Source organism: Serratia sp. CY55921 (assembly GCF_052167655.1).
Taxonomy (GTDB): Bacteria; Pseudomonadota; Gammaproteobacteria; order Enterobacterales; family Enterobacteriaceae; genus Serratia; species Serratia ureilytica.
This window is the reverse complement of the sequence record NZ_JBJNMU010000001.1, coordinates 1,095,707-1,120,214: the sequence shown is the minus strand read 5'-3', so window position 1 is coordinate 1,120,214 and position 24,508 is coordinate 1,095,707. Positions and strand designations below refer to the sequence as shown.

20 protein-coding genes and 1 riboswitch are annotated in these 24,508 nt (G+C 59.8%); of the genes, 11 read left to right on the top strand and 9 right to left on the bottom strand.

What is annotated here, in order from left to right; all coding sequences use genetic code 11:
* Positions 1–240: 240 nt before the first annotated feature.
* Entirely contained in the window at positions 241–2,379 is a 2,139-nt protein-coding gene (locus ACJ8M3_RS05340; protein WP_405053359.1) for a TonB-dependent siderophore receptor, read from the top strand.
* A gap of 4 nt (positions 2,380–2,383) precedes the next feature.
* Here the strand turns inward: ACJ8M3_RS05340 and ACJ8M3_RS05335 are convergent, their stop codons facing one another.
* Positions 2,384–3,232 (bottom strand): alpha/beta fold hydrolase, encoded by an 849-nt coding sequence (locus tag ACJ8M3_RS05335; RefSeq protein ID WP_442514618.1) that lies wholly within the window; start codon positions 3,230–3,232, stop codon positions 2,384–2,386.
* Positions 3,233–3,361: 129 nt separating this feature from the next.
* On the opposite strand from ACJ8M3_RS05335, the gene ACJ8M3_RS05330 reads away from it, so the two are divergent.
* Positions 3,362–3,529, top strand: a complete 168-nt coding sequence (locus ACJ8M3_RS05330) for a hypothetical protein (RefSeq protein WP_226886075.1) — start codon at positions 3,362–3,364, stop codon at positions 3,527–3,529.
* A gap of 48 nt (positions 3,530–3,577) precedes the next feature.
* Here ACJ8M3_RS05330 and ACJ8M3_RS05325 read toward each other — a convergent pair whose 3' ends face one another.
* The gene (locus ACJ8M3_RS05325) at positions 3,578–6,007 is read right to left on the bottom strand and encodes a DUF3772 domain-containing protein (protein WP_169539598.1); all 2,430 of its coding nucleotides are present in this window, start codon (positions 6,005–6,007) and stop codon (positions 3,578–3,580) included.
* 450 nt (positions 6,008–6,457) lie between these two features.
* Between ACJ8M3_RS05325 and ACJ8M3_RS05320 the strand changes: the two genes are divergently transcribed.
* The 3 genes from ACJ8M3_RS05320 to ACJ8M3_RS05310 all read left to right on the top strand — a co-directional run bounded on the left by ACJ8M3_RS05320 (position 6,458) and on the right by ACJ8M3_RS05310 (position 9,588).
* Entirely contained in the window at positions 6,458–8,188 is a 1,731-nt protein-coding gene (locus ACJ8M3_RS05320) for an ABC-F family ATP-binding cassette domain-containing protein (RefSeq protein ID WP_442514617.1), read from the top strand.
* 47 nt (positions 8,189–8,235) lie between these two features.
* Entirely contained in the window at positions 8,236–8,676 is a 441-nt protein-coding gene (locus ACJ8M3_RS05315; protein ID WP_196018335.1) for a GNAT family N-acetyltransferase, read from the top strand.
* 66 nt (positions 8,677–8,742) lie between these two features.
* The gene (locus ACJ8M3_RS05310; RefSeq protein WP_089197087.1) at positions 8,743–9,588 is read left to right on the top strand and encodes an inositol monophosphatase family protein; all 846 of its coding nucleotides are present in this window, start codon (positions 8,743–8,745) and stop codon (positions 9,586–9,588) included.
* Here the strand turns inward: ACJ8M3_RS05310 and ACJ8M3_RS05305 are convergent.
* The 6 genes from ACJ8M3_RS05305 to ACJ8M3_RS05280 form a co-directional block, all read right to left on the bottom strand.
* Positions 9,531–10,907, bottom strand: coding sequence for a cation diffusion facilitator family transporter (locus ACJ8M3_RS05305; RefSeq protein ID WP_033643159.1), 1,377 nt, complete (start codon positions 10,905–10,907; stop codon positions 9,531–9,533). The genes ACJ8M3_RS05310 and ACJ8M3_RS05305 overlap by 58 nt on opposite strands.
* Before the next feature lie 26 nt (positions 10,908–10,933).
* A complete protein-coding gene (locus tag ACJ8M3_RS05300; RefSeq protein ID WP_004938106.1) occupies positions 10,934–11,113 on the bottom strand; it encodes a hypothetical protein in 180 nt (59 codons plus the stop codon).
* A gap of 107 nt (positions 11,114–11,220) precedes the next feature.
* Positions 11,221–11,304 carry a protein MgtS gene (mgtS, locus tag ACJ8M3_RS05295; protein WP_369803928.1) on the bottom strand — a complete coding sequence of 28 codons (84 nt, stop codon included), beginning with the start codon at positions 11,302–11,304 and terminating at the stop codon, positions 11,221–11,223.
* A gap of 141 nt (positions 11,305–11,445) precedes the next feature.
* Complete coding sequence (locus tag ACJ8M3_RS05290; protein WP_033643160.1) at positions 11,446–12,468, bottom strand: magnesium transporter; 1,023 nt, start codon at positions 12,466–12,468, stop codon at positions 11,446–11,448.
* Positions 12,469–12,543: 75 nt separating this feature from the next.
* Positions 12,544–12,717, bottom strand: a riboswitch (M-box (ykoK) riboswitch).
* Between the two features lie 142 nt (positions 12,718–12,859).
* On the bottom strand, positions 12,860–14,479 hold the full coding sequence (locus ACJ8M3_RS05285; protein WP_089197695.1) for an ABC transporter substrate-binding protein: 1,620 nt from the start codon (positions 14,477–14,479) through the stop codon (positions 12,860–12,862).
* Positions 14,480–14,653: 174 nt separating this feature from the next.
* A complete protein-coding gene (locus ACJ8M3_RS05280; RefSeq protein WP_033643162.1) occupies positions 14,654–14,923 on the bottom strand; it encodes a hypothetical protein in 270 nt (89 codons plus the stop codon).
* A 708-nt stretch (positions 14,924–15,631) separates the two neighbouring features.
* Between ACJ8M3_RS05280 and ACJ8M3_RS05275 the strand changes: the two genes are divergently transcribed.
* From ACJ8M3_RS05275 to ACJ8M3_RS05260, 4 genes are all read left to right on the top strand, one after another.
* On the top strand, positions 15,632–16,207 hold the full coding sequence (locus tag ACJ8M3_RS05275; protein WP_033643163.1) for a hypothetical protein: 576 nt from the start codon (positions 15,632–15,634) through the stop codon (positions 16,205–16,207).
* A gap of 274 nt (positions 16,208–16,481) precedes the next feature.
* Entirely contained in the window at positions 16,482–17,498 is a 1,017-nt protein-coding gene (locus tag ACJ8M3_RS05270) for an iron ABC transporter substrate-binding protein (protein WP_033650336.1), read from the top strand.
* A gap of 33 nt (positions 17,499–17,531) precedes the next feature.
* Positions 17,532–19,115, top strand: coding sequence for an ABC transporter permease (locus ACJ8M3_RS05265; RefSeq protein WP_116286820.1), 1,584 nt, complete (start codon positions 17,532–17,534; stop codon positions 19,113–19,115).
* Positions 19,112–20,149 (top strand): ABC transporter ATP-binding protein, encoded by a 1,038-nt coding sequence (locus ACJ8M3_RS05260; RefSeq protein ID WP_197788243.1) that lies wholly within the window; start codon positions 19,112–19,114, stop codon positions 20,147–20,149. The genes ACJ8M3_RS05265 and ACJ8M3_RS05260 overlap by 4 nt, the downstream gene beginning before the upstream one ends.
* A gap of 30 nt (positions 20,150–20,179) precedes the next feature.
* Here ACJ8M3_RS05260 and ACJ8M3_RS05255 read toward each other — a convergent pair whose 3' ends face one another.
* Positions 20,180–21,676 carry an alpha/beta hydrolase gene (locus ACJ8M3_RS05255; RefSeq protein WP_033643169.1) on the bottom strand — a complete coding sequence of 499 codons (1,497 nt, stop codon included), beginning with the start codon at positions 21,674–21,676 and terminating at the stop codon, positions 20,180–20,182.
* Positions 21,677–21,897: 221 nt separating this feature from the next.
* Here ACJ8M3_RS05255 and ACJ8M3_RS05250 point away from each other — a divergent pair, with 221 nt between their 5' ends.
* Both ACJ8M3_RS05250 and fusA read left to right on the top strand, forming a co-directional pair.
* Positions 21,898–22,146: a glycine zipper domain-containing protein gene (locus ACJ8M3_RS05250; protein ID WP_004938127.1), complete on the top strand. Its 249-nt coding sequence runs from the start codon at positions 21,898–21,900 to the stop codon at positions 22,144–22,146.
* 248 nt (positions 22,147–22,394) lie between these two features.
* The gene (gene fusA / locus ACJ8M3_RS05245) at positions 22,395–24,500 is read left to right on the top strand and encodes an elongation factor G (protein WP_033643170.1); all 2,106 of its coding nucleotides are present in this window, start codon (positions 22,395–22,397) and stop codon (positions 24,498–24,500) included.
* Positions 24,501–24,508: the final 8 nt, after the last annotated feature.

Sequence of the window (24,508 nt, the reverse complement as noted above, 5' to 3'; positions counted from 1 at the left end):
TTGTGTATCAATATATTGACAGGAATCACCCTTCCGACGAACAAACTGCCGCGTCCCTCCCGTCACTGCGATCGTTATTGCCATCCATCCGAATTTTTACCGGCAAAATCGCCGTCTTTTTCCCTAATGACAAAATTAAATCGTGCAATGAAGGGATACCGGTATTCCTCTCTATTCAAAACCTATAAATGATAATTATAATGATAATTGTTACTATTTATTATTTTTTCATGGAATTATATGCACCAGTCAGTTCTTCGCCGCCCCAACAAAAACAAAAAAAATCACGTTTTCCGCACGCTGCCCCTGATCGCCGGCCTGTTTCCCGCCCTGACGATCGCCGCCGCGCCCGACGCAAAAAAGGAAGACGCCATCACTGTGACCGCCACCGCCCTGCCTGCCGGCAGCTATAGCGCCGATACCGCCTCAACCGGCAGCAAAACCGCCACGCCAATCGGTGAACTGCCGCAATCGGTCAGCGTCGTCACCTCACAGGTGATTGACGACTTCCAGGTCAAAAGCGTCAATGATGCGATGAAGTTCGTCAGCGGCGTCACCCAGGGCAACACGCTCGGCGGCACCGAGGATGGCTTCGTCAAACGCGGGTTCGGGGTTAACTCCGACGGCTCGGTCTTCATCGACGGCGTGCGCAGCAACCAAGGGCTGAGCATGGACGCCACCACCGATCGCGTCGAGGTCCTGAAAGGTTCCGCGTCGCTGCTGTATGGCATCCTCAGCCCCGGCGGCGTCATCAATCTGATCAGCAAAAAACCGCAGTATGACTGGAACACCCGCATCAGCGGCGCCACCAACAGTTTTGGCGGCGGCAGCGGCAGCGTCGATGTGACCGGCCCGCTGGGCGGCGGCTTCGCCTTTCGCCTGATCGCCGAACGCCAGCACGCAGATTACTGGCGCAATTTCGGCAGCGACGAACACACGCTGATCGCCCCCTCGCTCAGTTGGTTCGGCGACCAGGCTTCCTTTAACATCGCCTACAGCGAATACAAGTACGACATTCCTTACGATCGCGGCACCGCATTTATCGACGGCAAACCGGTCGATGTGCCCTATAACCGCCGCTTGGATGACTACGCGAACCATGCCTGGGGCAAGAACAAACGTCTGAACGCCCATTATGAGTACGCGCTCGATCCGATCTGGACGACCCGGTTCAACTACGCCTGGCTGCAACGCCATTACGACAGCAACGAAGTGCGCGCCACCGCGGTCGACACCACGACCGGCATCGTCTCACGCCGCGCCGACGCCAACCGCGGTTTCAATCATCAAACCCACTATTACTCCTGGGATCTGACCGGTTCGCCCCAGCTGTTCGGCATGCAGCACGACCTGCTGCTGGGCGTGGACTACGAGAAAAATCAGACCTACAAGGCCTATTCCTACCGCGGCAAGGTCTCTAAGACCTTCAACATGTACGATCCGGTGTATGGCGAAACGCCGGTCACCGACAGCACCACCTACAGCGACGCGTCAAGCAACCTGCGCGCCACGCTGTTCAGCCGTTCCCTGTACGCCAAGGACAGCATTCATCTTACCGATCAATGGATCGCGGTGCTGGGCGCGCGCTATCAGTCGTATTACCAGAACAACAGCAACGGTTTCCAGAAACCAAAAAATACGCTCAATGACAAAGACGACCAGTTTTTGCCGCAGGCGGGGTTGGTGTATAAGCTGACGCCGAGCCTGTCGCTGTACGGCAATTACAGCCGTTCGTTCACGCCGTCCACCGCCATCGACGACAATGGCGACGTCGCCACGCCGGAAACCGGCACCACCTATGAGGTGGGCGGAAAATGGCAGATCACCCCGGCGTTTGACGCCACGCTGGCGCTCTATCGCATTGATGAAAGCAACATGTCGATCTTTATCAACGGCGTGACCCGCAGCATCCCCAAAGCGCGCTCCACCGGCGTCGAACTGGAGTTGAACGGGGAAGTGGCGCGCAACTGGGATCTCACCGCCAACTACAGCTACGACAAGACCGAAATTGTCGAAGACAACCTCAACCCGGACAACGTCGGCAATCGGCTGGTTAACGCCCCAACCAACATGGGCGGCCTGTACCTCAGCCGCCGCATGACATTGCCGGTGGTGCCCGGCGAGGTGCGCATTGGCGGCGGCGCGCGCTACGTCGGCCGCCGAGCCGGCGATCCGGAGAACAGTTTCACCATGCCGGCCTATACCGTGGCGGATGCCTTTGTCGCCTGGGACAGCAAGCTGCTTGGGAAACATACCCAGCTGAAACTGAATGTGAAAAACCTGTTCAACCGCGAGTACTATGCCTCCAGCGCCGGTAATTTACGCGTGATTGAGGGTGAACCGCGCAGCCTGAGCCTGCAGGCGACGGTCGATTTCTAACCTGTCATGCCTTGGGCGCCGCTTGGCGCCCGTTTTCTTTGCGCCGGCCGCGGCACATCACATCGGCGAGAAAATCCAGCAACGCGCGGTTGAACAGCGCGGGCCGCTGCAGCGGCGCGAAATGGCTGACGCCCGGCAGCGTCGTCAAACGGGCGCCGGGAATGCTGCGGCTAAGATAGGCGGCATGTTCGGCGCGGATAAATTCATCGTGTTCGCTGTGAACGATCGTCACCGGCACGCGAATGGCCGCCAAATCCTGTGCGCGGTAGTCCGGCTGGCTGCTCATCATCAGGCTCACGGCGGCGACGAACGCCTCGAAATCGTCCGGCGTCGGCGACAAGGCGGCATAGTCCTGCGCATGGCGCGCAAAACAGCGCTCGACGATCGGGCTGGGCGCCAACGGTTTAACGCCGCTGGCGTCCATATTGCAGCCGAAGAAAAAAACGCCGTCCACCTGCCCGGGCGCCTGATGGGCGGCGATGAGCGCGACGCAAGCGCCGTCGCTCCAGCCCGCCAGCGCGGCGTGGGGTATTTGCAGCGCCGCCATCACCGCCAACAGATCATCGGCCATCCGATCGTAACGATACGGCCGGGCGTCGCGCGTGCTGCGCCCGTGCCCGCGGCTGTCGATGAGCAACACCCCGTACCCGGCGGCCAGCAATGCCGGCAGCTGATACCCCCAGTTGCCGCTGTGGCCCAGGCCGCCGTGCAACAGGATCACCGCCGGTCCGTCGCCATAGGCGGCATACCAAATACGCGCGCCGTCGTGGTCAATATAACCCTGCCGGGCTCCCGGCGGTAAGGGCGGCGCCCCTAACGCGGCAAAGCGCGTCAAATCGTCGTCGATGTGCATCTTTCCCCCCTCGTTCGCCGGCGCGGTGCGGCGAAACGGCATCCATGGAGTATAGATCGCACTGGCGGGCGGTAGCGTTCGCTTTCCCGACATATACTTAAAGGAGGAATCGCAATGGAGGACGGAGAGATGAAAAAGATAACGCTGGTGCTTTTGACGTTGTTGCTGAGCGGCTGTATCGGCGGCGGCGGCGGTCCGTCGAATGCGCCGCCGGCGTCGCCGAATGAGCCCTACACCTGCAGCAACTCCGGCGCCAACAGCGACTGTTCGCAGTCCGTGGAGCCGTCGATGTACTAGCCGCGTTCGGCGGGCCGTTGATGAACGACCCGCCGCCTCATGGCAGAACTAGGAAGAGTGTTCCTCTTCGTTAGCCTGATATCGCGTCGCCTGCTGCTTCATGAACACCACCTCCTGCGGGCTGGACAGGCTCACTTCCTGAGCGCGCAACAGCTTGAGGATGTTAAACAGCAGTTCACTCTTGGTGGCGCCGACCATGCGCGGGCTCGGCACATAGCCAGTCACGCTCAGGATAATGCCGTCCGGCCCCAACTGGCTGAAGCGCACGTAAGGTGCCGGCGTCTCCAGAATGGTTTCGTACTCGTTGTAAGCGCTCAGCAGGATATTGCGCACCTGCTCCGGATCGATCGAGGTCGGGAACGTCAGCGCAATGGTCACCACGCCTTGCGCGTTGCCCATGGTGGCGTTACGTACGTTCTGTGAGATCAGCTGCGAGTTCGGTACGATCATGGTGGAGCGGTCGCTGAGCTGAATTTCGGTGGCGCGTACGTTGATGCGCCGCACGTCGCCTTCCACGCCGCCGATGCCGATCATATCCCCGACCTTCACCGGGCGTTCGGTCAGCAGGATCAGGCCGGAAATAAAGTTCTTCACAATCTCCTGCAAACCGAAACCGATACCGACCGACAGGGCGCTGACGATCCACGCCAGGTTGCTCCACTGGATGCCCAGCGCCGCCAGGGTGATCAGAATGACCAGCACATAGCCGATATTGCTGAACAGCGTCACCAGCGAGGCGCGGATGCCGACGTCCGAAATGGTCTTCGGCAGCAGCTCAGAGCCCAGCCAGCGCCGCACCGCGCGCAGGATGTAGATGCCGATCGCCAGGCAGATCACGGCGTTGAGCAGGTTGCCTGGCACGATGTTGAAACGCTGCAAGCCTTCGCCGGTCAGGATCGAGACGATTTTCTCCATCAGCGAGCCCGGCGTGGTGCTGCCGAACGAGCCGTTGAACAACGCGACGATCATCAACAGCAACAGCGAACATTTGGCCAGCGCGGTGGTGATGATCGCCACCTGCTCCAGATGGCGATCCTTGAAGCTGAGCGTTTTCTTCAGCATCTTGCCGCTGACGGTCTGCGGCGAAAACAGTGCGGCGCACAGGTCAGTGGCGAACAGCACCATGAAGTAGAACGCCATCAGCACCAGCACCACCCAGATGAGCTGGTAGGTCAGGAAGCGGGCAAAAGCGATATAGCCCACGAGCAGTGAAAGCAGGATCACCACCGAACACACCAGGGTGACGATATGCACCAGCCCGCCGACCAGCGTGCGTTTTTCCAGGTGCGCGCCCTGCTGCTCCAGACGGCGACGAATGCGCTGGCCGCGCAGCGGCGCCGCCAGCAGCACCATGCCGATCAGCCCCGCCACCAGGCCGTTGCCGAAGATGGTGGTGGCCAATGAGGCGCTGACGACGTTGTTGATCAGCTCCACGGTGCCGAACGCCAGCGCCAGGCCGGCCAGCAGCGGCGAGAAGTAACGCAGCCCGGCGGCCACTTCATTGTCCAGCGAAGCCAAACGCCAGGACGGGCGATTCAGCGACAGCGCCGCACGCCCCAGCCCGGCGATCAGCGCGCAGAAAATCCCCAGACGGTTAAAGCCTTCGGCGAAGTCTTCCAGCATGACCGGCAGCGGCTGCACGCGGATAAAGACGTAATACAGCAGGTTCAGCGCAATCGAGGTGGTGATCACCGTCACTGCCACGGTGATGATGGCCATAAAGCTGCGGCGCAGGCGCCCGTCCGGCAGGAAACGAATGCTGACCCAGGCGAGGAAACGCTCGGACAAATAGCGCCCCCAGGACCAGACGATCACCGCCAGCGCCAGCAACGCCAGCGTGCCGTACCGCCATTCGTCCTGCCAACTGGCGTCCCAGGCCGCTTTCATCTCGGCGTTGAACTGGTCCAGCCGCTGCACGTCATCCGCTGACGGCTGCACGACCGGCGTCCAGAATTTGACGCCCAAAATGCTGCCGGTGTTCAGCGCCAGCTGGGTTTTGAACGCCACCCGACGCAGATCGCTGATCTGCTGGCCCAGGTCGAAGGCGCTGGTCTTGATGGCCTGCGCGCGTTTTACCGCATCGTCCAACTGCTTCTTGCTGCTGTTCAGCGCATTGCGCTGCTGGGCGACGGCGGGAGTTTCCGGCAGCGCGCCGGCCGCCGGGGCCGGCCCCAGCACGTCCAGCTGCGCCTGCAGTTTTTCCTGCACCGGCTGCAGATCGGCGGACAATTTATCCATGCTGGCGACCAGATCGTCCGTCGCCAACCGCAGCTTGCTGAGCTGGGTGTCGGTCGTCGCTTTGGAAACCAGCTGCTTCATGCTGTCCAACTGCTTTTGCGCGGCTTTCAACTGCGTAGCGGGATCGGGCGCGCTTTCGGCGGCGGGATCATCCTGGGTGGCGGCGACGGCGGCGAACGGCGTCAGTTGCATACCCAACAGCAATAATAACAACAGCAGGAACGGGCGAGGCTTTAACATAAATTCAGTGCTCAGCATCATTATCTGATAGACAGACGAACAGGCGGCGGATGAACCGTCGCTTAACCATAAACGCTAATTATAATAGCTGCTTAATGTCGGCCGAAATACAGTAATTATTCCCATTGTGTGCCACGCGCCCGCGCTCGCCTTAGCTTGCTGATTACTCAGGCGCTTTTACACTGGCGATACGGCATGAAGCGCTCTATAATCCAGCCACCGATTAACCTGCAACCAATAAAAGGAGACTTACTATGCTGACGTGTGAATTGGTTTTTCACTCACACTTCTTTGGTAATCGTCGCCGCTCAAGCATTACCGGTATCGCGCTGCGATAACCCAGCTTGAGCGAAGCTTACTAAAATCCAGGATCTTCCCTCCGGCTTACCGGGTTATCGTCAGCAATGTTTGACGATAGGCATTGTTATGCCTGTAACTCTTGAGTAAGCAATGAGCACATTACTGTCTGCACAATCTGTCGGTTACGACAACGCGTTCGGCGTCCTGCTGAGCGAGATTTCCTTCAGCCTGAAAAAAGGCGACCGCATCGGTTTGATCGGCGATAACGGCTGCGGCAAAAGCACCCTGCTGCAAATTCTCAGCGGCGACCTGCCTGCGCACACCGGAACGGTGACATTGTCACATCAATGTCTGATGGCGCGCATCGAGCAGCACCTGCCGCCGGAACTGCACGCCAGCACCCTGCTGGATGCGGTTCTGGCGCGGCTGCCTGCGGGCCAACACCTCAGCGAACGCTGGCGCTGCGAAGCGCTACTGGCCGAGCTGGGGTTTGAACCGGCGAGCTGGATGCTGACCGCCGGCACCCTCAGCGGCGGCCAGCATACGCGGCTGCTGTTGGCGCGCGCGCTGATCCGCCAGCCCGATCTGCTGCTGCTCGACGAACCCAGCAACCACCTGGACCTGCCCACGCTGCTGTGGCTGGAACAGTTCTTGCGTAACTGGACCGGCAGCTTCGTGCTGGTGTCGCACGATCGCTACCTGCTCGACCAGGTAACCAACTGCACCTGGATCCTGCGCGACAAAACGCTGCAGTTCTTCCGTTTGCCCTGCTCTGCGGCGCGCACCGCGCTGGCGGAACAGGACGCCGCGGACGAACAGCGGCGCCACGCCGAGCAAAAGGAAATCGACCGGGTGGAAAAAAGCGCCAAGCGCCTGGCGACCTGGGGCAAGGTCTACGACAACGAAGATCTGGCGCGCAAGGCCAAGCAAATGGAGAAGCGCGTCGATCGGTTGAAGGAAGAACAGACCACCCTGACCGCCGGCAGTCCATGGCGGCTGCGGCTGCAGGGAGAAGCGCTGGACGCCGATCGCCTGCTGGCGCTGCCGCACTGGGCGGTGCGCCCGGCGCCGGATGCGCCGGTGCTGTTCAGCCTGGAACATCTGCGCGTGAAAAGCGGCGATCGCATCGCCATCGTCGGGCGCAACGGCTGCGGAAAATCGTCGCTGTTGCGCCTGCTGTGGCGCGAGTATCAGCAACAAACGCAGCGCCCGGCGCTGTTCCATCCGCGCGTGCGTATCGGCTATTACGATCAGAGCCTGCAACAGCTGCGCGATGAAGACACGTTGAGCGAAGCGCTGGCGCAGTTTGCGCCGCTGACCGAGGAACAGCGGAAAATGGCGCTGATCGGCGCCGGGTTCCCTTACCTGCGCCACCATCAGCAGATCCGTTCGTTGAGCGGCGGCGAGCGTTCACGGCTGCTGTTTGTCGGCCTGACGCTGGCCAACCATTCGTTGCTGCTGCTGGACGAGCCCACCAACCACCTGGATATGGCGGGCAAAGAGGAGCTGGCGGAAACGCTGCGTCAGTTCCCTGGCGCCGTCATGCTGGTCACCCACGATCGGATGCTGATCGAACAGAGCTGCAACCGCTTTTGGCTGATAGACCAACAAAAACTGGAGGAGTGGCACGATCTGGCGCCGGTGTACCAGCGTCTGGCGGGTGAAACGCCGGCGCTGCCGACGGCGCACGAGGCCAACGCAGACGCCCCGACGCCAAACCCGCAGTTGGAAGGCGAAGAGGCGTTGCTGACCGCCATGTTTGCCCTCGAAAACAAACTGGAGGCCGACCTGGCGCGTAAACCGAAGCATCAAAAACCGGAGCTTCAGGCGCGCTGGCGCCGCGAGATTGCCGACATCACCGCCCGGTTGCATCTGGGCTAACCTTGACAGGCCGCCATCCGGCGGCCTGTTTTTTGACGGAGTGCGACATGGCATTTTCCCTTGAGCAAGCCTCACTCGCGCAGCGGCCGCTGCTGGCGGCCATGCTGTCCGATTGCCTTCGCGAGCTGGGCGTCGATGGGGATTACCCCTATTTGCCGCTCTACTGGCGCGAGGCCGGCCGCTACCCCTATTTGATGTTGAGCGATCGGCAAACGGTCGGGTTCGCGTTGGTCAGGCGTCTCGATAGCGCCACCGTCGAAATGGCGGAGTTCTACATCAAGCCCGAATGGCGACGCAACGGGATGGGGCAACGGGCTGCCCGCGCCTTGTTCGCGCGGCATCCCGGCGGTTGGTCGCTGTCAGTCAGCCAGGATAATCCGCGCGGGCTGGCGTTTTGGCGCTCGGTAATACCGGCCGGGGCCAAGACCGAACCGCTTTCAGCCCACGACGCCCTGATACTGCTACGTTTTTATTATCCGCCGCGTTGAACGACATATTACGTTCATTCTTTTATGGCAGAGTAAATCGATTCGTTCTTTGTTATCGAGCCTGCCATGACGTTACTTTCCCCACGGGACATCGAGGCGCGCTACCGCTTCGCGCGTGAGATCGCCCGCGCCGCCGCCGATCTCGCCTTCAGCTTTTACCAACGCCGGCAAAGCCTGGCCGTCGAGTTTAAACAGGGCCTGCAGGACGTGGTCAGCGAGGCCGACCGCCGCGTCGAGGCGCTGATCCGCCGCATGATTAACCGGCGGTTTCCCCTGGATGGGTTTCTCGGCGAAGAGAGCGGCGGCACCAACGATAGCGCGGCCTGCCTTTGGGTCGTCGATCCGATCGACGGCACCGCCTGCTTCCTGAACGGGCTGCATACCTGGTGTATCGCGATAAGCGTGGTGATCGACGGTGAGCCGACGATCGGCGTGGTTTACGATCCCAATCACCGCGAGATGTTCCGCGCCTGCCGCGGCCAAGGCGCTTTCCTCAACGGGGAACCGATCGGCGTGCATGCCGGGCGCAGCGTCGCGGAGGGCGTGATGGGCGTCGGGATATCACCTCGCGCCTCGGCGGCGGAATTCAGCGGTTTTCTCTGTCGCCTGCTGCAGGCGGGCGGCATGTTTGTGCGCAGCGGCTCCGGCGCGTTGATGACCGCCCAGGTGGCCGCCGGTCGGCTGCTGGGCTATTACGAACCGCACATGAATGCCTGGGACAGCCTGCCTGGGCTGGTGCTGACGCGCGAAGCCGGCGGCGTGGCGAATGACTTTATGCATCACAACGGGCTGCGGCGCGGCAACCCGCTGCTGCTGGCCAACGCGGCGCTCTATCCGCAATTGGCCGAGCTGATTCAAACGCCGGGCTTGATCGGCTCGACGTGCCCTATCGCGCGTGAGATGGCCGGATAAAGCGCGCGCAGCCGCCGCTCGACCCGATCGACCGCATCGTGCGCGGCGGCGATGGTTACCGCCGGCGACACCCGGCAGTGGAAGTTGACGATGATGCCGCCGTCGGTTCTGCGCGCCCGGATGTTGTGCACGTCTTGCACCTTATCCCCCTGCTCCAGCGCCGACTGCAAAATCAGCCGGATATCGGCCAGCTCGGCGGCGGAAACATCCTCGCTGGCCAGCCAGTGCGGCGTCTGCGGCTCCAGATGGGTCTCTATCTCGGTGTCCTCGCCGATCGCCTGACGCAGGATCCCTTCTATCTCCGTGGCGATATCATGCGCCTGCGCCACGCTGGCGTTGGCCGGCACCGCCAGATCCATGCCGATCGCCATGTGCGTCGGCAACTGCTGCAAGGTGACGTTCTGCACCTGCGCGCCGTGATTGGCGGCGATCGCCCGAATGCGCGTCGCCATGTCTTCGTCGCTGCGGGTCTGCGGCACCGCGATGACGGTAAACTCCGCCTTGGCATACTGCTGCCGCAGCCGTTCGACGATTTCTCGCTTCAACGCATCGATGCGCTCCAGCGGCAAGGTGCGGCACACCGCCACCGTGATCTCGACAAACAGTACGGCGCCGGCGTTGCGAATACGCACGCTGTCGCAGGCCAGCACCGCCGGGAAGCTGTCCAGCGTGGCGCGAATCGCCTCGGTGGCCCCGGCGGGCGCTGCATCCATCAGCGAGTCGAAGGAACGTTTACCCAGTTTGATTGCCGCGACAAAGATAAAACCGGCGACGATCAGCGCGGCGATGGCGTCCGCACGGCCAAAGCCCAGCAGCACAAACACCATGCCCAGCAGCACCACGCCGGACGAAAGCATGTCGGAGAAGAAATGCAGCGCATCCGCCTCCAGCGCCGCGCTGTCGGTCGCCTTGGCGACGCGGCTGAGCGCCCGCACGCGGAAAAAATCGACGCAGATGGAAATCAGCAGCACCGCGATCACCACCGGCGCCGCGACTATCTCATGCGGTTGTCCAAGCAGGCTGCCGCCCGCCTCGTAGACGATCCAACCGGCGGCGCCGAGCAACAGCAACACCTCGAACAGCGCCGCCAGGTTTTCCACCTTGCCGTGGCCGAAGTGGTGATCGTCATCGGCGGGTTTATCGCTGATGCGCACCGCCAGCCAGGTGATGCTGGTGGCGATAAAATCGGTGAAAGAGTGGATCCCTTCGGATATCAGGCCAATACTGCCGGTAAAAATGCCGGCGACGAATTTGCCCGTGGCCAGCAACCCGCTGGCGATCATCGAGTTTCTGGCCACGGCCTGTTTTTCATTTTGCATTATGCTGCTCACATTCGGACGGTGATTTATTTTTTTACTTTAGAGGATAATTGCCAGACAAAGGCGATCAGCAGCATACTGCCAGAGAAAGTCAGCATGAGGCTAGTAAGAAAATTGGATTTTCCGGTGGAATAAAAATAAATCTCATTCACCCCCACCGAAATCATTAAAATGGCATAGAGCAATCCCAGAATAAGAATCGTCATTATTATCAACTCCCGTATCAGGCCGCGCGTTCAGCGCGCCGCTAAATCCTCCCCATAATAAATAGCGGTTACGGGGAGGATGCATCTAGGCGGATCTTTAGCGTTCATCAATCATCCCATTTGGTGCTCATATAGGCCGCCAACAGGCCCAGTGAGCTGATCATTGCCAGGAATCCCATAAAAATAGTCATGTTTCCCATTGTTTTGTCCTCAGGTTAAATGTTATCGATAAAATCCCCTTGCGTTAAATATCGGGGTTGGTCGGTGTCCATGGTTTTTTAACGTCCTCCTCTTTTTTTCAACATTCCCGCACTTTCAAGCGCGGGACCCGTTTAAATTCCCAGGACGTGCTGGGCAATTTTGAAATAGATAATCAGGCCGGTGCCGTCGATAAAGGTGGCGATAAACGGCGCCGACACCACCGCCGGATCGATACCGAGCCGTTTCAGCAGCATCGGGATGATCGACGAAACAATGGCGCTCCATACGGTGATCGCCACCAGCGACAGGCTGACCACCAGCGTCACCTCCATGCCGACGCCCATGATCCAGGCGCGCACCCAGGCCGCCAGACCAATGGTGACGGCGATCAGCAGCGAGGTCGTGACCTCTTTGCGGATCACCGCGCCCAGATTGCGCAGGCTGACCTCGCCCAGCGCCATGGCGCGCACCAGCGTCGAGGTGATCTGGGTACCGCTGTTGCCGCCGGTGCCGATCAGCAGCGGGATGAAGAACGCCAGCGCAATCGCCGCTTCGAGCTGATCTTCAAACGCTTTCAGCACGTTGCCGGTGTATGCTTCGGCCACGAACAGCATCAGCAGCCACACCGAGCGTTTGCGCCACAGCGCCCACGGGCTGGTCTCCAGATAAGGCTTGTCCAGCGGCAGGCTCGCGCCCTGACGCTGCGCGTCTTCGGTGTTTTCATCTTCGACCAGCCGAGCGATCTCGCGCTCGCCCAGCACGCCGACCAGCGTGTTGTTCGCCACGACCGGCACCACGTCCAAACCGCCTTTGCCCAGCAGATGCGCCACGTCGTTGCGATCGTCGTCGGGTGAAACCTGGAAATAGCTGTAATCCATCATTACGCCGACCGCTTTATCCTGTTCTTCGCACTGCAGCAGTTTTTTCACCGACAGCGTGCCGCGCAAATGATAATCGTCTGCGGTAATAAAGACCCGGGTGGGAATTTCGTCCGTTTTTAGCTGTGAAAGTAAATATTCCCGGGCATGCGTGACCGTCATCGTCGCGGGAACGGTAATAAAATCGGCGTTCATATAACCGGCGACCGAAGTTTCATCGAGAGTTTCAGTCGCGCGCAGCGCCGGAGAAGAAGAGTATTGATGTGACTTGATCATTTTGTCAGTCCCTATTTCTGTTGTGAACTTCAACAGCGAATCGCATAGGGGCGTAACCACAGAGGGAGTGCAGACTGCCTATCTCCGCGTCCAGGTTTTAGCACTATACAACGTATCCGAATTGTTGCTCGGAAGTTACTTTGGGCTGAACCTTAATCCGATAAAGCCTGTCTTAACCTTGGGCATCTCTCGATGTCGTCAGATCAGTAACCTGTGTTTGTATAGGAGCCTCGCCAAACGAGATACTGCATATAAACTACCGGCGCAGTATAGGCGTTGTTTTATCCGGCGGGAAGAAAAGATTGCCCGTCGTTTATGGAGTATTTAGGATATTTTTATTAAACGCGAATCTATAAAAACGGCTGATATAAATCAGCCGTTTTTTTATTTATCAGTGCGCGAGAATGTAGACGTTTTTATCGTATAGGGCGCCCTGTCGGGTGAAGTCGATCCCCTTGACGTAGGGTTTGATGAGCGTGGCGTTGGCTTCGTAGTACACCGGCGCGACCGGCGTATCGACGGCCAGCACCGCCTCGGCCTGCTGGAAATACTGCTGCACCTGCTGCGGTGTCGGCGCCGCCGTCGCCTGATGCAGAATGCGATCGTATTCCGGGTTACGGTATTTGGGGCTGTTCTCGCTGCTGTCGGCGCGGAACACATTCAGGAAGGTAGAAGGATCGTCGTAATCCGCCAGCCAGCGGGTAAAGGCTACGCTGTACTGGCCGCGGTTGATATTATCCAGCGTCACTTTGCGCTCCTGGCTTTGCAAGCCGGCCTCCACCCCGAGGTTCTTTTTCCACATGGCGGCGGCGGCGATGACGATCTTCTTGATGGTGGCGTCATTGCTGTACAACACGGTAAAGCGCAGCGGATTCTCGGCGTTGAAACCGGCCTCCGCCAACAACTGTTTCGCCTGGGCGTGGCGTTGTTCCGGCGTCAAACCGGCCGCGGCGCCGGCCTGCAGGCGATAGCCGCCCGCCCCCGTTGGGGTAAAGGTCCAGGCCGGCTGCTGGCCGTATCCCAGCACCTTGCCGGCGATGATCTCTTTGTCCAGCGCCAGGTTCAGCGCCTGGCGCACCCGCACGTCGTTAAACGGCGTCTGGCGGTTGTTGAAGGCGAAATAGCTGGTGGAGAGCAGCGGATAGGTCACCAGCTGTTGATCCCCGAGCGTTTTTTTCAGCTGCTGATACAGTTCCGGCGGCGTGGTATAGCCCAACTCCACCTCGCCGGCGCGGAAACGCGCCACCTCCGGGAACCCCTGGATCGGCAGGAAGGTCACCTTGTTGAGCACGGTGTTGGCGTTATCCCAATACAGCGGATTGCGTTCCACCACCACTTTTTCGTTCACCACCCACTCGCTGAGACGAAACGCGCCGTTGCCGACAAAATGCGCCGGTTGAGTCCAGTTTTTGCCGTATTGCTCAACCACCTTGCGGTTGACCGGCAGAACCGGAAAATGCACCAGTTGTTTGAGCAGGTAGGCGTTGGGCTCAGACAGCGTCACCTGCAAGGTGTTCGCGTCCAGCGCTTTAACGCCCAGCTCGCTCGGCGGTTTGCTGCCGGCGTTGATCGCCGCCGCATTCAGCACATAGGCCGAGGCCAGATAGCTGCCGTACGGCGACGCGGTTTTCGGATCGGTGAGGCGCCGCCAGCTGTAAACGAAATCGTCGGCGGTCACCGGATCGCCGTTCGACCATTTGGCCTGCGGCCGCAGATGGAAAATCCAGACGTTGCCCTGGTGCTCCCATTTCTGCGCCAGCGCCGGGATCGCTTCGCCGTCTTTCCCGACGCGCAGCAAACCTTCGAACAAATCGTTGAAGATGTAGAACTCCACATTGCTCTCGGCCAGGTTCGGATCCAGCGTCGCCGGTTCATACCCGTTGGCGCGCACCAATTCCTGTACCGGCGCCAGTTTAGCGCCCGCCGGTACGTCGGCAGCCTGAGCTGCCGTCGCGTTTAAAGCCAGGAGGATTAAACCAGCCAGTTTCTTGCCATTGAATGAATATTTCACGTCGATATCCCTGATGAGTGTTTTATCGCGTTCAATATGCAATGTGGCAGTGGAATAAATTAAATCATTAATCGCTATGAGTCATAACCAAAAGCGGTGTTGAATTTCTTTCATTATCAAAGGAATATCCCTCACCGCGCTTCCCGCTTTCAACACAATGCGCGTTGCCGTCCCCTACTTGATGTTCACGGTCGTGATACCAAACAGCGGCAGGCCTTTAACCGGTTCTGGGCCGGGCTCCCCCCACACCATTAATGATTTACCGCTCGCTTGCGCCTGGATCGCCAGATTCACCAGCAATTTCGGATAGGGTTCATTAGCCGCTACCGATAACGGAAATACGTTTTCGTATAGTCCTCCATCGATCGCCATCTCCACATGCACGCAATCATTAGCTACATCGATAACCACGATCGGATTGGTATAAAACGGTCCATTAGACATAGACACCTCTCTCACTATTTTTTGGTGAATATAATTCTTAATTCGCGTTGGCGGCCCGTGTTATTAATGCCTGTGCGAAACGCTGAAGAACGACATGAAAAGACTGAAGAAAAAGATCGCCAGTGGATAACAAGTCGTCAATATTGAAACAGGTTAATAACCATTACAGATTCGACAAAGAACTGATATAAGTCAAATGCAAACCCGCGTTTACCCGTTACCTCAATGAATATATTAAGAATATTCACAAAAAAAGATAACTACAGTTTAACTTCATAAGAATCAATTAATTAAAAAACACCCTCACTTACCCTATATTAATTAATCGGTTACGAAAAAGGTTAAAATCAAAATAATGGACATGCCAAATAAGTTGCTTTTCAATGTAAAAATAACAGTAGGAAACCCACTTGATATCTCCGTGACACCTAACTACCTTTAAATGGCTTCGAGACTAACACGAGGCCGCCGTTGGTTATCAAACCAATAACTGGCGAATGATTTAATAAGAAATAATTACCAGAAGACAAATCCAAATATATAAACGCGTGCCGAAAGGATAGGATGTAACGGTTTGGTTGCCATACCGTTCTTCTGCCGACGGCAATAACTATTTCCATTCAGATGCAATTACCTGTCTGGTGGCTAACCGGATTCAGCGTGATATGCATTTCAGACTAACTCAGCAAAAATCATAGGGGTTTACATATGCCTTCACTGCAAGATATTACGCCTGAACAGGCTAACGCATTGAATAAACAATCACGTGACGCTTATAACGCGGAAGTGCAGAGCCGTCAGGCGCTGCTCAACCAACATCCGCAATTGAAACCGGCGTTCAACCAGCAAGTGCATCCGCAATCCTTGTGTGGATGCGGGTGCCAACAAAATATCTGCGGCTACTTCAGCTTCCAGGGCTGTGGCTGTGGGTGTGGCTGCGCGCCACATGCGGAGACCGTGCAAATTTCCGCGCAGCCTGCCAATATTGGTCCCAATGCCCCATCAAACGGTACATCGGTGCGTTTTGTCGGCCAGGCCACCGGCACTGGCTCAGACGGTAACATCAACATCCCGACGATTTATTTGCAAGGCACCGTACCCGATGCCGAAAATCTGATCGGCGTTCCGTTAACCCTACAATTGGCCATCAACCCCGGTTCGATCGTCCTGACGCTGCTGGAGAATGGCCGGGTGCTGGCCTCTTTGGTTCATCCGCCGCAGTGGGCGAGCAGCATCAACGGGCAGTTCTTCGGCGTTGGCAACGGTGAGTTTGTGCTGGCGTGACAAGAAGCAAGCCTGACGGGCGGCTGCCTGCGATGGCAGGTGGCCGCTCACTGTGAGGTAACGCGCCCCAATTCTATTCAGACAATCAAAACAGATTATTCCAGCCGAAACTTAACTTATCCTTAGGGCAATTCATTTTGTGAGCGATCGTCAAAAATAATTTAATACGAATCGTTTTCACTATCATTATGGATGTTCTTGGCTAAAATCGGGCTGCTTGCGCTTGCCAGGCGATATTCGTTTTCCTCATTCGAACGCTAAAAAGGATAACTGCATGAAGCTGCGTATTTCATCCCTCGGCCCCGTGGCCCTGCTCGCCTCCTCGATGATGCTGGCCTTCGGCGCTCAGGCGGCCCCCGCCGACCAGGGCATCGTTATTTACAACGCCCAGCACGAAAATCTGGTGAAATCCTGGGTCGACGGTTTTACCAAAGACACCGGCATCAAAGTCACGCTGCGCAACGGCGGCGACAGCGAACTGGGCAATCAGCTGGTGCAGGAAGGCAGCGCCTCGCCTGCCGACGTGTTCCTGACGGAAAACTCCCCGGCGATGGTGTTGGTGGATAACGCCAAGCTGTTCGCCCCGCTCGACGCCGCCACGCTGGCCCAGGTAGAGCCACAATATCGCCCAAGCCACGGCCGCTGGATCGGCATCGCCGCCCGCTCTACCGTATTCGTCTATAACCCGGCCAAACTGACCGACGCGCAGTTGCCGAAGTCGCTGCTGGATCTGGCCAAGCCGGAATGGAAAGGCCGCTGGGCCGCTTCGCCATCGGGCGCCGATTTCCAGGCGATCGTCAGCGCGCTGCTGGCGCTGAAAGGCGAGAAAGCAACGCTGGACTGGCTGAAAGCGATGAAAACCAACTTTACCGCCTATAAAGGCAACAGCACGGTGATGAAAGCGGTCAATGCCGGCCAGATCGACAGCGGCGTGATCTATCATTACTACCCGTTCGTCGACGGCGCTAAAACCGGCGAGAACAGCAAAAACATCAAGCTGTATTACTTCAAACATCAGGATCCGGGCGCATTCGTCAGCATCTCCGGCGGCGGCGTGCTGGCTTCCAGCAAGCATCAGCAGCAGGCGCAGGCGTTCATCAAGTGGATCACCGGCAAACAGGGCCAGGAGATCCTGCGCACCAACAATGCCTTCGAATACGCCGTCGGCGTCGGTGCGGCCTCCAACCCGAAACTGGTGCCGCTGAAAGATCTGGACGCGCCGAAGGTAGACGCCGCGCAGTTGAACAGTAAGAAAGTTGTCGAACTGATGACCGAGGCCGGCCTGCTGTAAGGCCCGCCGGCAAACCGAGAGTTTTTGATCGTTATGTCAAACCTGAGTACCCACGCCGCGCAGACCGCGCGGCGTTATTCCACTATCCCTCGTCACCCGCGGCCGGGGCCGATCGTGGTGACCTGCGCCGTGTTGCTGTCGTTGCTGGCGCTGCTGCCGCTGGGATTCGTTATCGGCGTAGCGTTTGAAACCGGCTGGCAAACGGTCAAAGCTCTGGTTTTCCGCCCGCGCGTGGCGGAGCTGCTGTTGAATACCCTGCTGTTGGTGGTGCTGACGCTGCCGATCTGTGCCGTGCTGGGGGTGGCCCTGGCCTGGTTGACCGAACGCACCACGCTGCCGGGCCGCCGTCTCTGGGCGGTATTGGCGACCGCGCCGCTGGCGGTGCCGGCCTTTGTGCAAAGCTATGCCTGGATCAGTCTGGTGCCGTCGATGCACGGCCTGGGCGCCGGCGTTTTCATCTCGGTGCTCGCCTATTTTCCGTTTATCTACCTGCCGGCCGCCGCGGTCTTGCGCCGTCTGGATCCCGGTATCGAAGACGTCGCCACCTCGCTCGGCTCCCGGCCGCCGGCGGTGTTTTTCCGTGTGGTGTTGCCGCAGCTGAAGCTGGCGGTCTGGGGCGGTTCGCTGCTGATCGCGCTGCACCTGCTGGCGGAGTATGGCCTGTACGCCATGATCCGTTTCGATACCTTCACCACCGCCATCTTCGATCAGTTCCAGTCGACCTTCAACGGTCCGGCGGCCAACATGCTGGCCGGCGTATTGGTGCTGTGCTGCCTGGGGCTGCTGTTGCTTGAGGCCATAAGCCGCGGCCGCGCGCGCTATGCCCGCGTCGGCTCCGGCAGCGCCCGCAGCCAAACGCCGCGTCGCCTGTCAGCGCCGCTCGCCGCGCTGGCGCTGCTGCTGCCGATCGCGCTGACCGCGCTGGCGCTGGGCGTGCCTTTCATCACCCTGGCCCGCTGGCTATGGCTGGGCGGCCTCGACGTATGGCGCAACGCCGATCTGTGGCCCGCGCTGTGGCAAACGCTGTCGCTGTCCGCCTCTGGCGCGCTGCTGATTACGCTGTGCGCCATTCCGATGGCCTGGCTGTCGGTGCGCTATCCGGCCCGCCTGTACCGGGTGCTGGAAGGCTGCAATTACGTGACCAGTTCGCTGCCCGGCATCGTGGTGGCGCTGGCGCTGGTGACCATCACCATTCACAGCTTCCGGCCGATTTACCAAACCGAGATCACCCTGCTGCTGGCGTATCTGCTGATGTTTATGCCGCGAGCGTTGATCAACCTGCGCGCCGGCATCGCGCAGGCGCCGGTGGAGTTGGAAAACGTGGCGCGCAGCCTGGGCAAGTCGCCGGCGCAGGCGCTGTGGAGCACCACGTTGCGGCTGGCGGCACCGGGCGCCGCCGCGGGCGCCGCGCTGGTGTTCCTGGCGATCGCCAATGAATTGACCGCCACGCTGCTGCTGGCGCCGAACGGCACCCGTACGCTGGCCACCGGTTTCTGGGCGCTGACCAGCGAGATAGACTATGTCGCCGCCGCGCCTTATGCGCTGATTATGGTGGCGCTGTCGCTGCCGCTCACCTGGCTTCTTTACTCTCAATCTAAACGTACGGCGGGACTATGAGCACGCTCGAACTGCACGGTATCGGAAAATCTTACAATGCCATCAGGGTGCTGGAACACATCGACCTGCAGGTTGCCGCCGGCAGCCGCACGGCGATCGTCGGCCCTTCCGGCTCCGGCAAAACCACCCTGCTGCGCATCATCGCCGGTTTTGAAATCCCCGACGGCGGACAAATTCTGCTGCAGGGGCAAGCCATGGGCAACGGCGGCGGCTGGGTGCCGGCGCATCTGCGCGGCATCGGCTTCGTCCCGCAGGATGGCGCGCTGTTCCCGCACTTTACCGTCGCCGGCAACATCGGTTTTGGCCTTAAAGGCAGCAAGTGTGAGAAACAGCGGCGCATCGAGGCGCTGATGGAGATGGTGGCGCTGGATCGCCGTCTGGCCGCGCTGTGGCCGCACGAGTTGTCCGGCGGGCAGCAACAACGGGTCGCGCTGGCGCGTGCCCTGTCGCAGCAACCCCGGCTGATGCTGCTGGACGAACCGTTCTCGGCGCTGGATACCGGCCTGCGCGCCGCCACCCGCAAAGCGGTCGCCGAACTGCTGACGGAGGCCAAGGTGGCGTCGATTCTGGTCACCCACGATCAGAGCGAAGCGCTGTCATTCGCCGATCAGGTAGCGGTGATGCGCAACGGCCGGCTGGCGCAGGTGGGCGCGCCGCAAGATCTCTATCTGCGGCCGGTCGATGAGCCGACCGCCAGCTTCCTTGGCGAAACGCTGGTGCTGACCGCCGAGCTGGCGCACGGCTGGGCCGATTGCGCATTGGGGCGCATCGCCGTCGACGATCGCCAACGCAGCGGCTCGGCGCGCATCATGCTGCGTCCGGAGCAGATTCAAATCGGTTTGTCCGATCCGGCGCAGCGCGGCCAGGCGGTGATCACCGGCATCGATTTCGCCGGCTTCGTCTCCACCCTCAATCTGCAAATGGCCGCCGACGGCGCGCAGCTCGAGATCAAAACCGTCAGCCGCGAAGGCCTGCGGCCCGGTGCTCAGGTCACTCTCAACGTGATGGGCCAGGCGCATATTTTCGCCGGCTAACTCTCTTGTGGCCGGGCTGCCCCGGCCTCCTCAGCGGCAAACCTTGTCGCGGCGCGGCTTTTTCGGCGCCAGCAGATACTCCACCACGCTTTCGTCGACGCAGCTGTCGATGCCGTTCAGCGCCAACGTATGTCCGTCGCGTTCGCGGGTGATCAGCGGGCTTTTAAAGGCCGAGGCCATCACCTGGGCATTGCGGTACGGCGTGGTTGGATCGTAGCGCTGGGCGACAAACAGCAGCGGCGGCAGCGCGGCGGACGCCACCGGCATGTGCGGCCGATCTTTGCCGCGGTACGGCCACAGATCGCACATTTCCAGCGGATACTCGTGCAGCGGCAGATAGTGGGCATATAAAGCGGCGGTATTGATCTCCTGCCGCTGCCTGCGCAACAGCTGCGGATCGGCCGTTGGGTTGGCGACGTCGGCGCAGGTGATGACGTTCAGGGCATCATCGGCATCCGGAGAATAGCTTTCGTCGATCAGATCGGAAACCTGTTGCCCGGCGATGCCGGCATCGAGCTGACGCAGTACGGTGGCCAGTTCATGCCAGCGCTCCGGCCACAACAGCAGCGAACGCGTCACCGTCAGCACATCGTCGGCGGAGATCTCATAGCCCGCCGCAGTGACGAACGGCTGCTCATGCAGCTTGCGCAGCAAAGCATGATAACGCTGAAGCGCCTGATTGGCGCCGCCGCCAAGCTGGCAGCTGTCGGTTTTTCCGCAATAGGCGGCGAAACGCAGGAAACTTTGCTGGAAGCCTCGCTCCTGATTCATGCGCTGGGTGAAATCGTCCTCCGCCAGATCCACCACCCCGTCCAGCACCAGCGCGCGCGTTTTCTTCGGAAAACGTTCGGCATACAGCGCCGCCACCTTGGTGCCGTAAGAGTACGCCACCGCCGTCAGCCCCGGTTCGCCCAGCGCATGGCGGATCGCGTTCAGATCGTTGACCGCCTCGTCGGTGCCGATGTGTTGCAGCACGTCCGCGCCGGTCTGTTTGATGCAGGCGGCGATCAGGGTGCGCGTCTGGTTCTCCGCGCCGGCCACGTCGTTGTCGTCCGGTTCAGGGAGTTCGTCACCTTCGGCCACCTGGCAGGAAATTTTTGGCGTCGATTGACCGACGCCGCGCGGATCGTAACCGATGATGTCGTAGGATTTACGCAGTTTGGCGACGTGGGCGTCGTTGCCGAGATAAGGATTGATCCCCGGCAGGCCCGGCCCGCCGCTGATCACCACGACGCTGCCCTTTTTCGGCCCGGTGGCGGGCAGCAGGGTCAGCGCCAGACGCACGGTCGGTTCCCCCGCCTGCGCCGAATGGGCGGGAGGCGTAGCGTAAACCAACGGCACGTCGAGGTAGCCGCAGCGCAGCCCCGCCTGCGGCGCTTCATCGAACCAACGCTGAAAGCCGCTGTTGAGACAAGATTGCCAACGAACGCCGTTCTCGGGCGCCGCGCCGTGAGCCGCAGGTTTGGCCTGGGCGGGCAACGCGGCGGCGGTCGCGGCGAGCAGCGCCAGAATACGCAGTACTGACATGGGGAGTCCTTTCAACTCAACGAATCGGTCAAAGGGTAACGATACTCGGTTAAACCGCTAGCCAATAGAACATAAAAAAATGCGCGGGTGAAGCCGACGTCGTGCGTATGGAAAGACTTTTCTTTGCTCGGATTGATCTTATAACGCACAGAATGCTGCAAAAAACGCCGTTCACCTGCTAGGCTTAGAGTTCGTTAACCCACAAGGAACAGGAGAGCAGCATGTTTGGTAAAGCGGAAGACAAAGCCAATGAAGCCGCAGGCGCGGTAGAAGAAGCGTTCGGTAAAGCCGTCGATTCGCCGGAGCATCAGGTGCGCGGCGCGGCGCGCAAGTACGCCTCCCAGGCCAGCTATGCCGCCCGTGACGCAGCGGACAGCGTAAGAACGCAGGTGGAAGCCAACCCGCTGGCCGGCGTGGCCGTTGCGGCGGCAGTCGGCATCGTTTTCGGCTTCCTGCTGGGACGCAAATAAGCGGCGAATGCGCCCTACGACAATAGGCCCGTTACGGGCCTTTTTTTCGCCCTTTTCTGCGCCGGCGCCGTTGTGCGTGCAAACTTTCATCTATCACAACCATCGCTTAAAAAAACCAACGCCTTCAACTACGATTAGTTTGTGACCAGAGCAAGGCTCTGCGATCCGGCGGATAACCCTATGAGGATTATCATCATTATCCATGCTGTTTAAGCCGCTCTCTTTCACGCGGCTAAGAAAGGTTGATTATGGCTCGCACCACCCCTATCGAACGTTACCGCAATATCGGCATCTCCGCGCATATCGATGCCGGCAAGACCACCACCACCGAGCGGATTCTGTTTTACACCGGGGTCAGCCACAAGCTGGGCGAAGTGCATGACGGCGCGGCGACCATGGACTGGATGGCGCAGGAACAAGAGCGCGGCATCACCATCACCTCGGCGGCCACCACCTGCTTCTGGAACGGCATGCAGCATAATTATCCGCAGCACCGCATCAATATCATCGACACCCCCGGGCACGTCGATTTCACCATTGAAGTGGAGCGCTCAATGCGCGTGCTGGACGGCGCCGTCATGGTCTATGACTCGGTGGGCGGCGTCCAGCCGCAGTCGGAAACCGTCTGGCGCCAGGCCAACAAATACAAAGTGCCGCGGCTGGCGTTCGTCAACAAGATGGACCGCATCGGCGCGGACTTTTTCCGCGTGCGCAAAATGATGATCGAACGCCTCAAAGCCAACCCGGTGCCGATCGTTATTCCTATCGGCGCCGAAGACCGCTTCAGCGGCGTGGTGGATCTGGTGCGGATGAAAGCCATTCTGTGGGACGAAGCCTCGCAGGGCATGAACTTCAGCTTCGAAGAGATCCCGGCCGACCTGCGCGAATCGGCGCAGGAGTGGCGTGAAAACATGATTGAAGCGGCCGCCGAAGCGTCGGAAGAACTGATGGAGAAATACCTCAATCAGGTGCCGCTGAGCGAAGAGGAGATCGTTCACGGGCTGCGGGTGCGCACCGTCGCCGGCGAAATCCAACCGATGCTGTGCGGATCGGCGTTCCGCAACAAAGGCGTGCAGCGCATGCTGGACGCGGTGATCGAGCTGATGCCCTCGCCGCTCGACGTGCCGCCGATGGAGGGCCACGGCGAACACGATGAAATCATCACTCGCAAAGCCGACGACAACGAAAAATTCTCGGCGCTGGCGTTTAAGCTGATGACCGACCCGTTCGTCGGCCAACTCACCTTCGTGCGCGTCTATTCCGGGGTGCTGGCCAAAGGCAGCAGCGTTTATAACCCAATCAAGGGCAAAAAGGAGCGTATCGGCCGCATCGTGCAGATGCACGCCAACGATCGTAAGGACATCGACGAACTGCACGCCGGCGACATTGCCGCCTGCGTCGGCCTGAAGGACGTCACCACCGGCGATACGCTGTGCGATCCCGGCGCCATCATTACGCTGGAGCGCATGACCTTCCCCGAACCGGTGATCGCCCAGGCGATCGAGCCGAAGACCAAGGGCGATCAGGAGAAAATGGGCATCGCGCTGCAGCGGCTCTCTTCGGAAGATCCGTCGTTCCGCGTGCGCACCGATGAAGAATCCGGCCAAACCATTATCTACGGCATGGGCGAGCTGCACCTGGAGATTATCGTCGATCGCATGCGCCGCGAGTTCGGGGTGGAGACCACCACCGGCAAACCGCAGGTGTCTTACCGCGAAACCATCCGCAAACGGGTGGCCGACGTGGAAGGCAAGTTCGTGCGCCAATCCGGCGGTAAAGGGCAATACGGCCACGTGGTGCTGACCGTCGAGCCGAACGAACCCGGCAAAGGCTTCGAGTTCTTCGATGAGATCAAGGGCGGCGTCATTCCCGGCGAGTTTATCCCGGCGGTGAAAAAAGGCGTGCTCGAGGCGCTGAATAACGGCGTGCTGGCCGGTTATCAGGTGGTGGACGTCAAGGTGCACCTGACCTTCGGTTCTTACCATGACGTCGACTCGTCGGAACAGGCGTTCCGCATGGCGGCGATCTTCGGCTTCAAGGACGCCTGCCGCCTGGCGGATCCGGTGATCCTCGAGCCGATCATGTCGGTGGAAGTAGAAACGCCGGAGGATTATGCCGGCAACGTGATGGGCGATCTCTCCTCACGCCGCGGTCTGGTGCAGGGTATGGAAGATATCCCGGGCGGCGGCGGCAAGGAAATTCGCGCCAAGGTGCCGCTGTCCGAGATGTTCGGCTACTCGACCACCCTGCGTTCGATGTCGCAGGGCCGCGCCACCTACACCATGGAATTCAGCCACTACGCCGAAGCGCCGCGCAACGTGGCCGAAGAGATCATTCACCACAGCAAGCGTTAACCCTCACG

Bases quoted from the DNA above. Each gene is read 5' to 3' on its own strand.
- ACJ8M3_RS05275 (WP_033643163.1), top strand. From the start codon at position 15,632: ATGCCTTCACTGCAAGATATTACGCCTGAACAGGCTAACGCATTGAAT.
- ACJ8M3_RS05270 (WP_033650336.1), top strand. From the start codon at position 16,482: ATGAAGCTGCGTATTTCATCCCTCGGCCCCGTGGCCCTGCTCGCCTCC.
- mgtS (WP_369803928.1), bottom strand. From the start codon at position 11,304: ATGACTATTTTTATGGGATTCCTGGCAATGATCAGCTCACTGGGCCTG.
- ACJ8M3_RS05330 (WP_226886075.1), top strand. From the start codon at position 3,362: ATGAAAAAGATAACGCTGGTGCTTTTGACGTTGTTGCTGAGCGGCTGT.
- ACJ8M3_RS05280 (WP_033643162.1), bottom strand. From the start codon at position 14,923: ATGTCTAATGGACCGTTTTATACCAATCCGATCGTGGTTATCGATGTA.
- ACJ8M3_RS05315 (WP_196018335.1), top strand. From the start codon at position 8,236: ATGGCATTTTCCCTTGAGCAAGCCTCACTCGCGCAGCGGCCGCTGCTG.
- ACJ8M3_RS05320 (WP_442514617.1), top strand. From the start codon at position 6,458: ATGAGCACATTACTGTCTGCACAATCTGTCGGTTACGACAACGCGTTC.
- ACJ8M3_RS05325 (WP_169539598.1), bottom strand. From the start codon at position 6,007: ATGTTAAAGCCTCGCCCGTTCCTGCTGTTGTTATTATTGCTGTTGGGT.
- ACJ8M3_RS05255 (WP_033643169.1), bottom strand. From the start codon at position 21,676: ATGTCAGTACTGCGTATTCTGGCGCTGCTCGCCGCGACCGCCGCCGCG.
- fusA (WP_033643170.1), top strand. From the start codon at position 22,395: ATGGCTCGCACCACCCCTATCGAACGTTACCGCAATATCGGCATCTCC.
- ACJ8M3_RS05335 (WP_442514618.1), bottom strand. From the start codon at position 3,232: ATGCACATCGACGACGATTTGACGCGCTTTGCCGCGTTAGGGGCGCCG.
- ACJ8M3_RS05250 (WP_004938127.1), top strand. From the start codon at position 21,898: ATGTTTGGTAAAGCGGAAGACAAAGCCAATGAAGCCGCAGGCGCGGTA.
- ACJ8M3_RS05300 (WP_004938106.1), bottom strand. From the start codon at position 11,113: ATGACGATTCTTATTCTGGGATTGCTCTATGCCATTTTAATGATTTCG.
- ACJ8M3_RS05340 (WP_405053359.1), top strand. From the start codon at position 241: ATGCACCAGTCAGTTCTTCGCCGCCCCAACAAAAACAAAAAAAATCAC.
- ACJ8M3_RS05290 (WP_033643160.1), bottom strand. From the start codon at position 12,468: ATGATCAAGTCACATCAATACTCTTCTTCTCCGGCGCTGCGCGCGACT.
- ACJ8M3_RS05310 (WP_089197087.1), top strand. From the start codon at position 8,743: ATGACGTTACTTTCCCCACGGGACATCGAGGCGCGCTACCGCTTCGCG.
- ACJ8M3_RS05305 (WP_033643159.1), bottom strand. From the start codon at position 10,907: ATGCAAAATGAAAAACAGGCCGTGGCCAGAAACTCGATGATCGCCAGC.
- ACJ8M3_RS05260 (WP_197788243.1), top strand. From the start codon at position 19,112: ATGAGCACGCTCGAACTGCACGGTATCGGAAAATCTTACAATGCCATC.
- ACJ8M3_RS05265 (WP_116286820.1), top strand. From the start codon at position 17,532: ATGTCAAACCTGAGTACCCACGCCGCGCAGACCGCGCGGCGTTATTCC.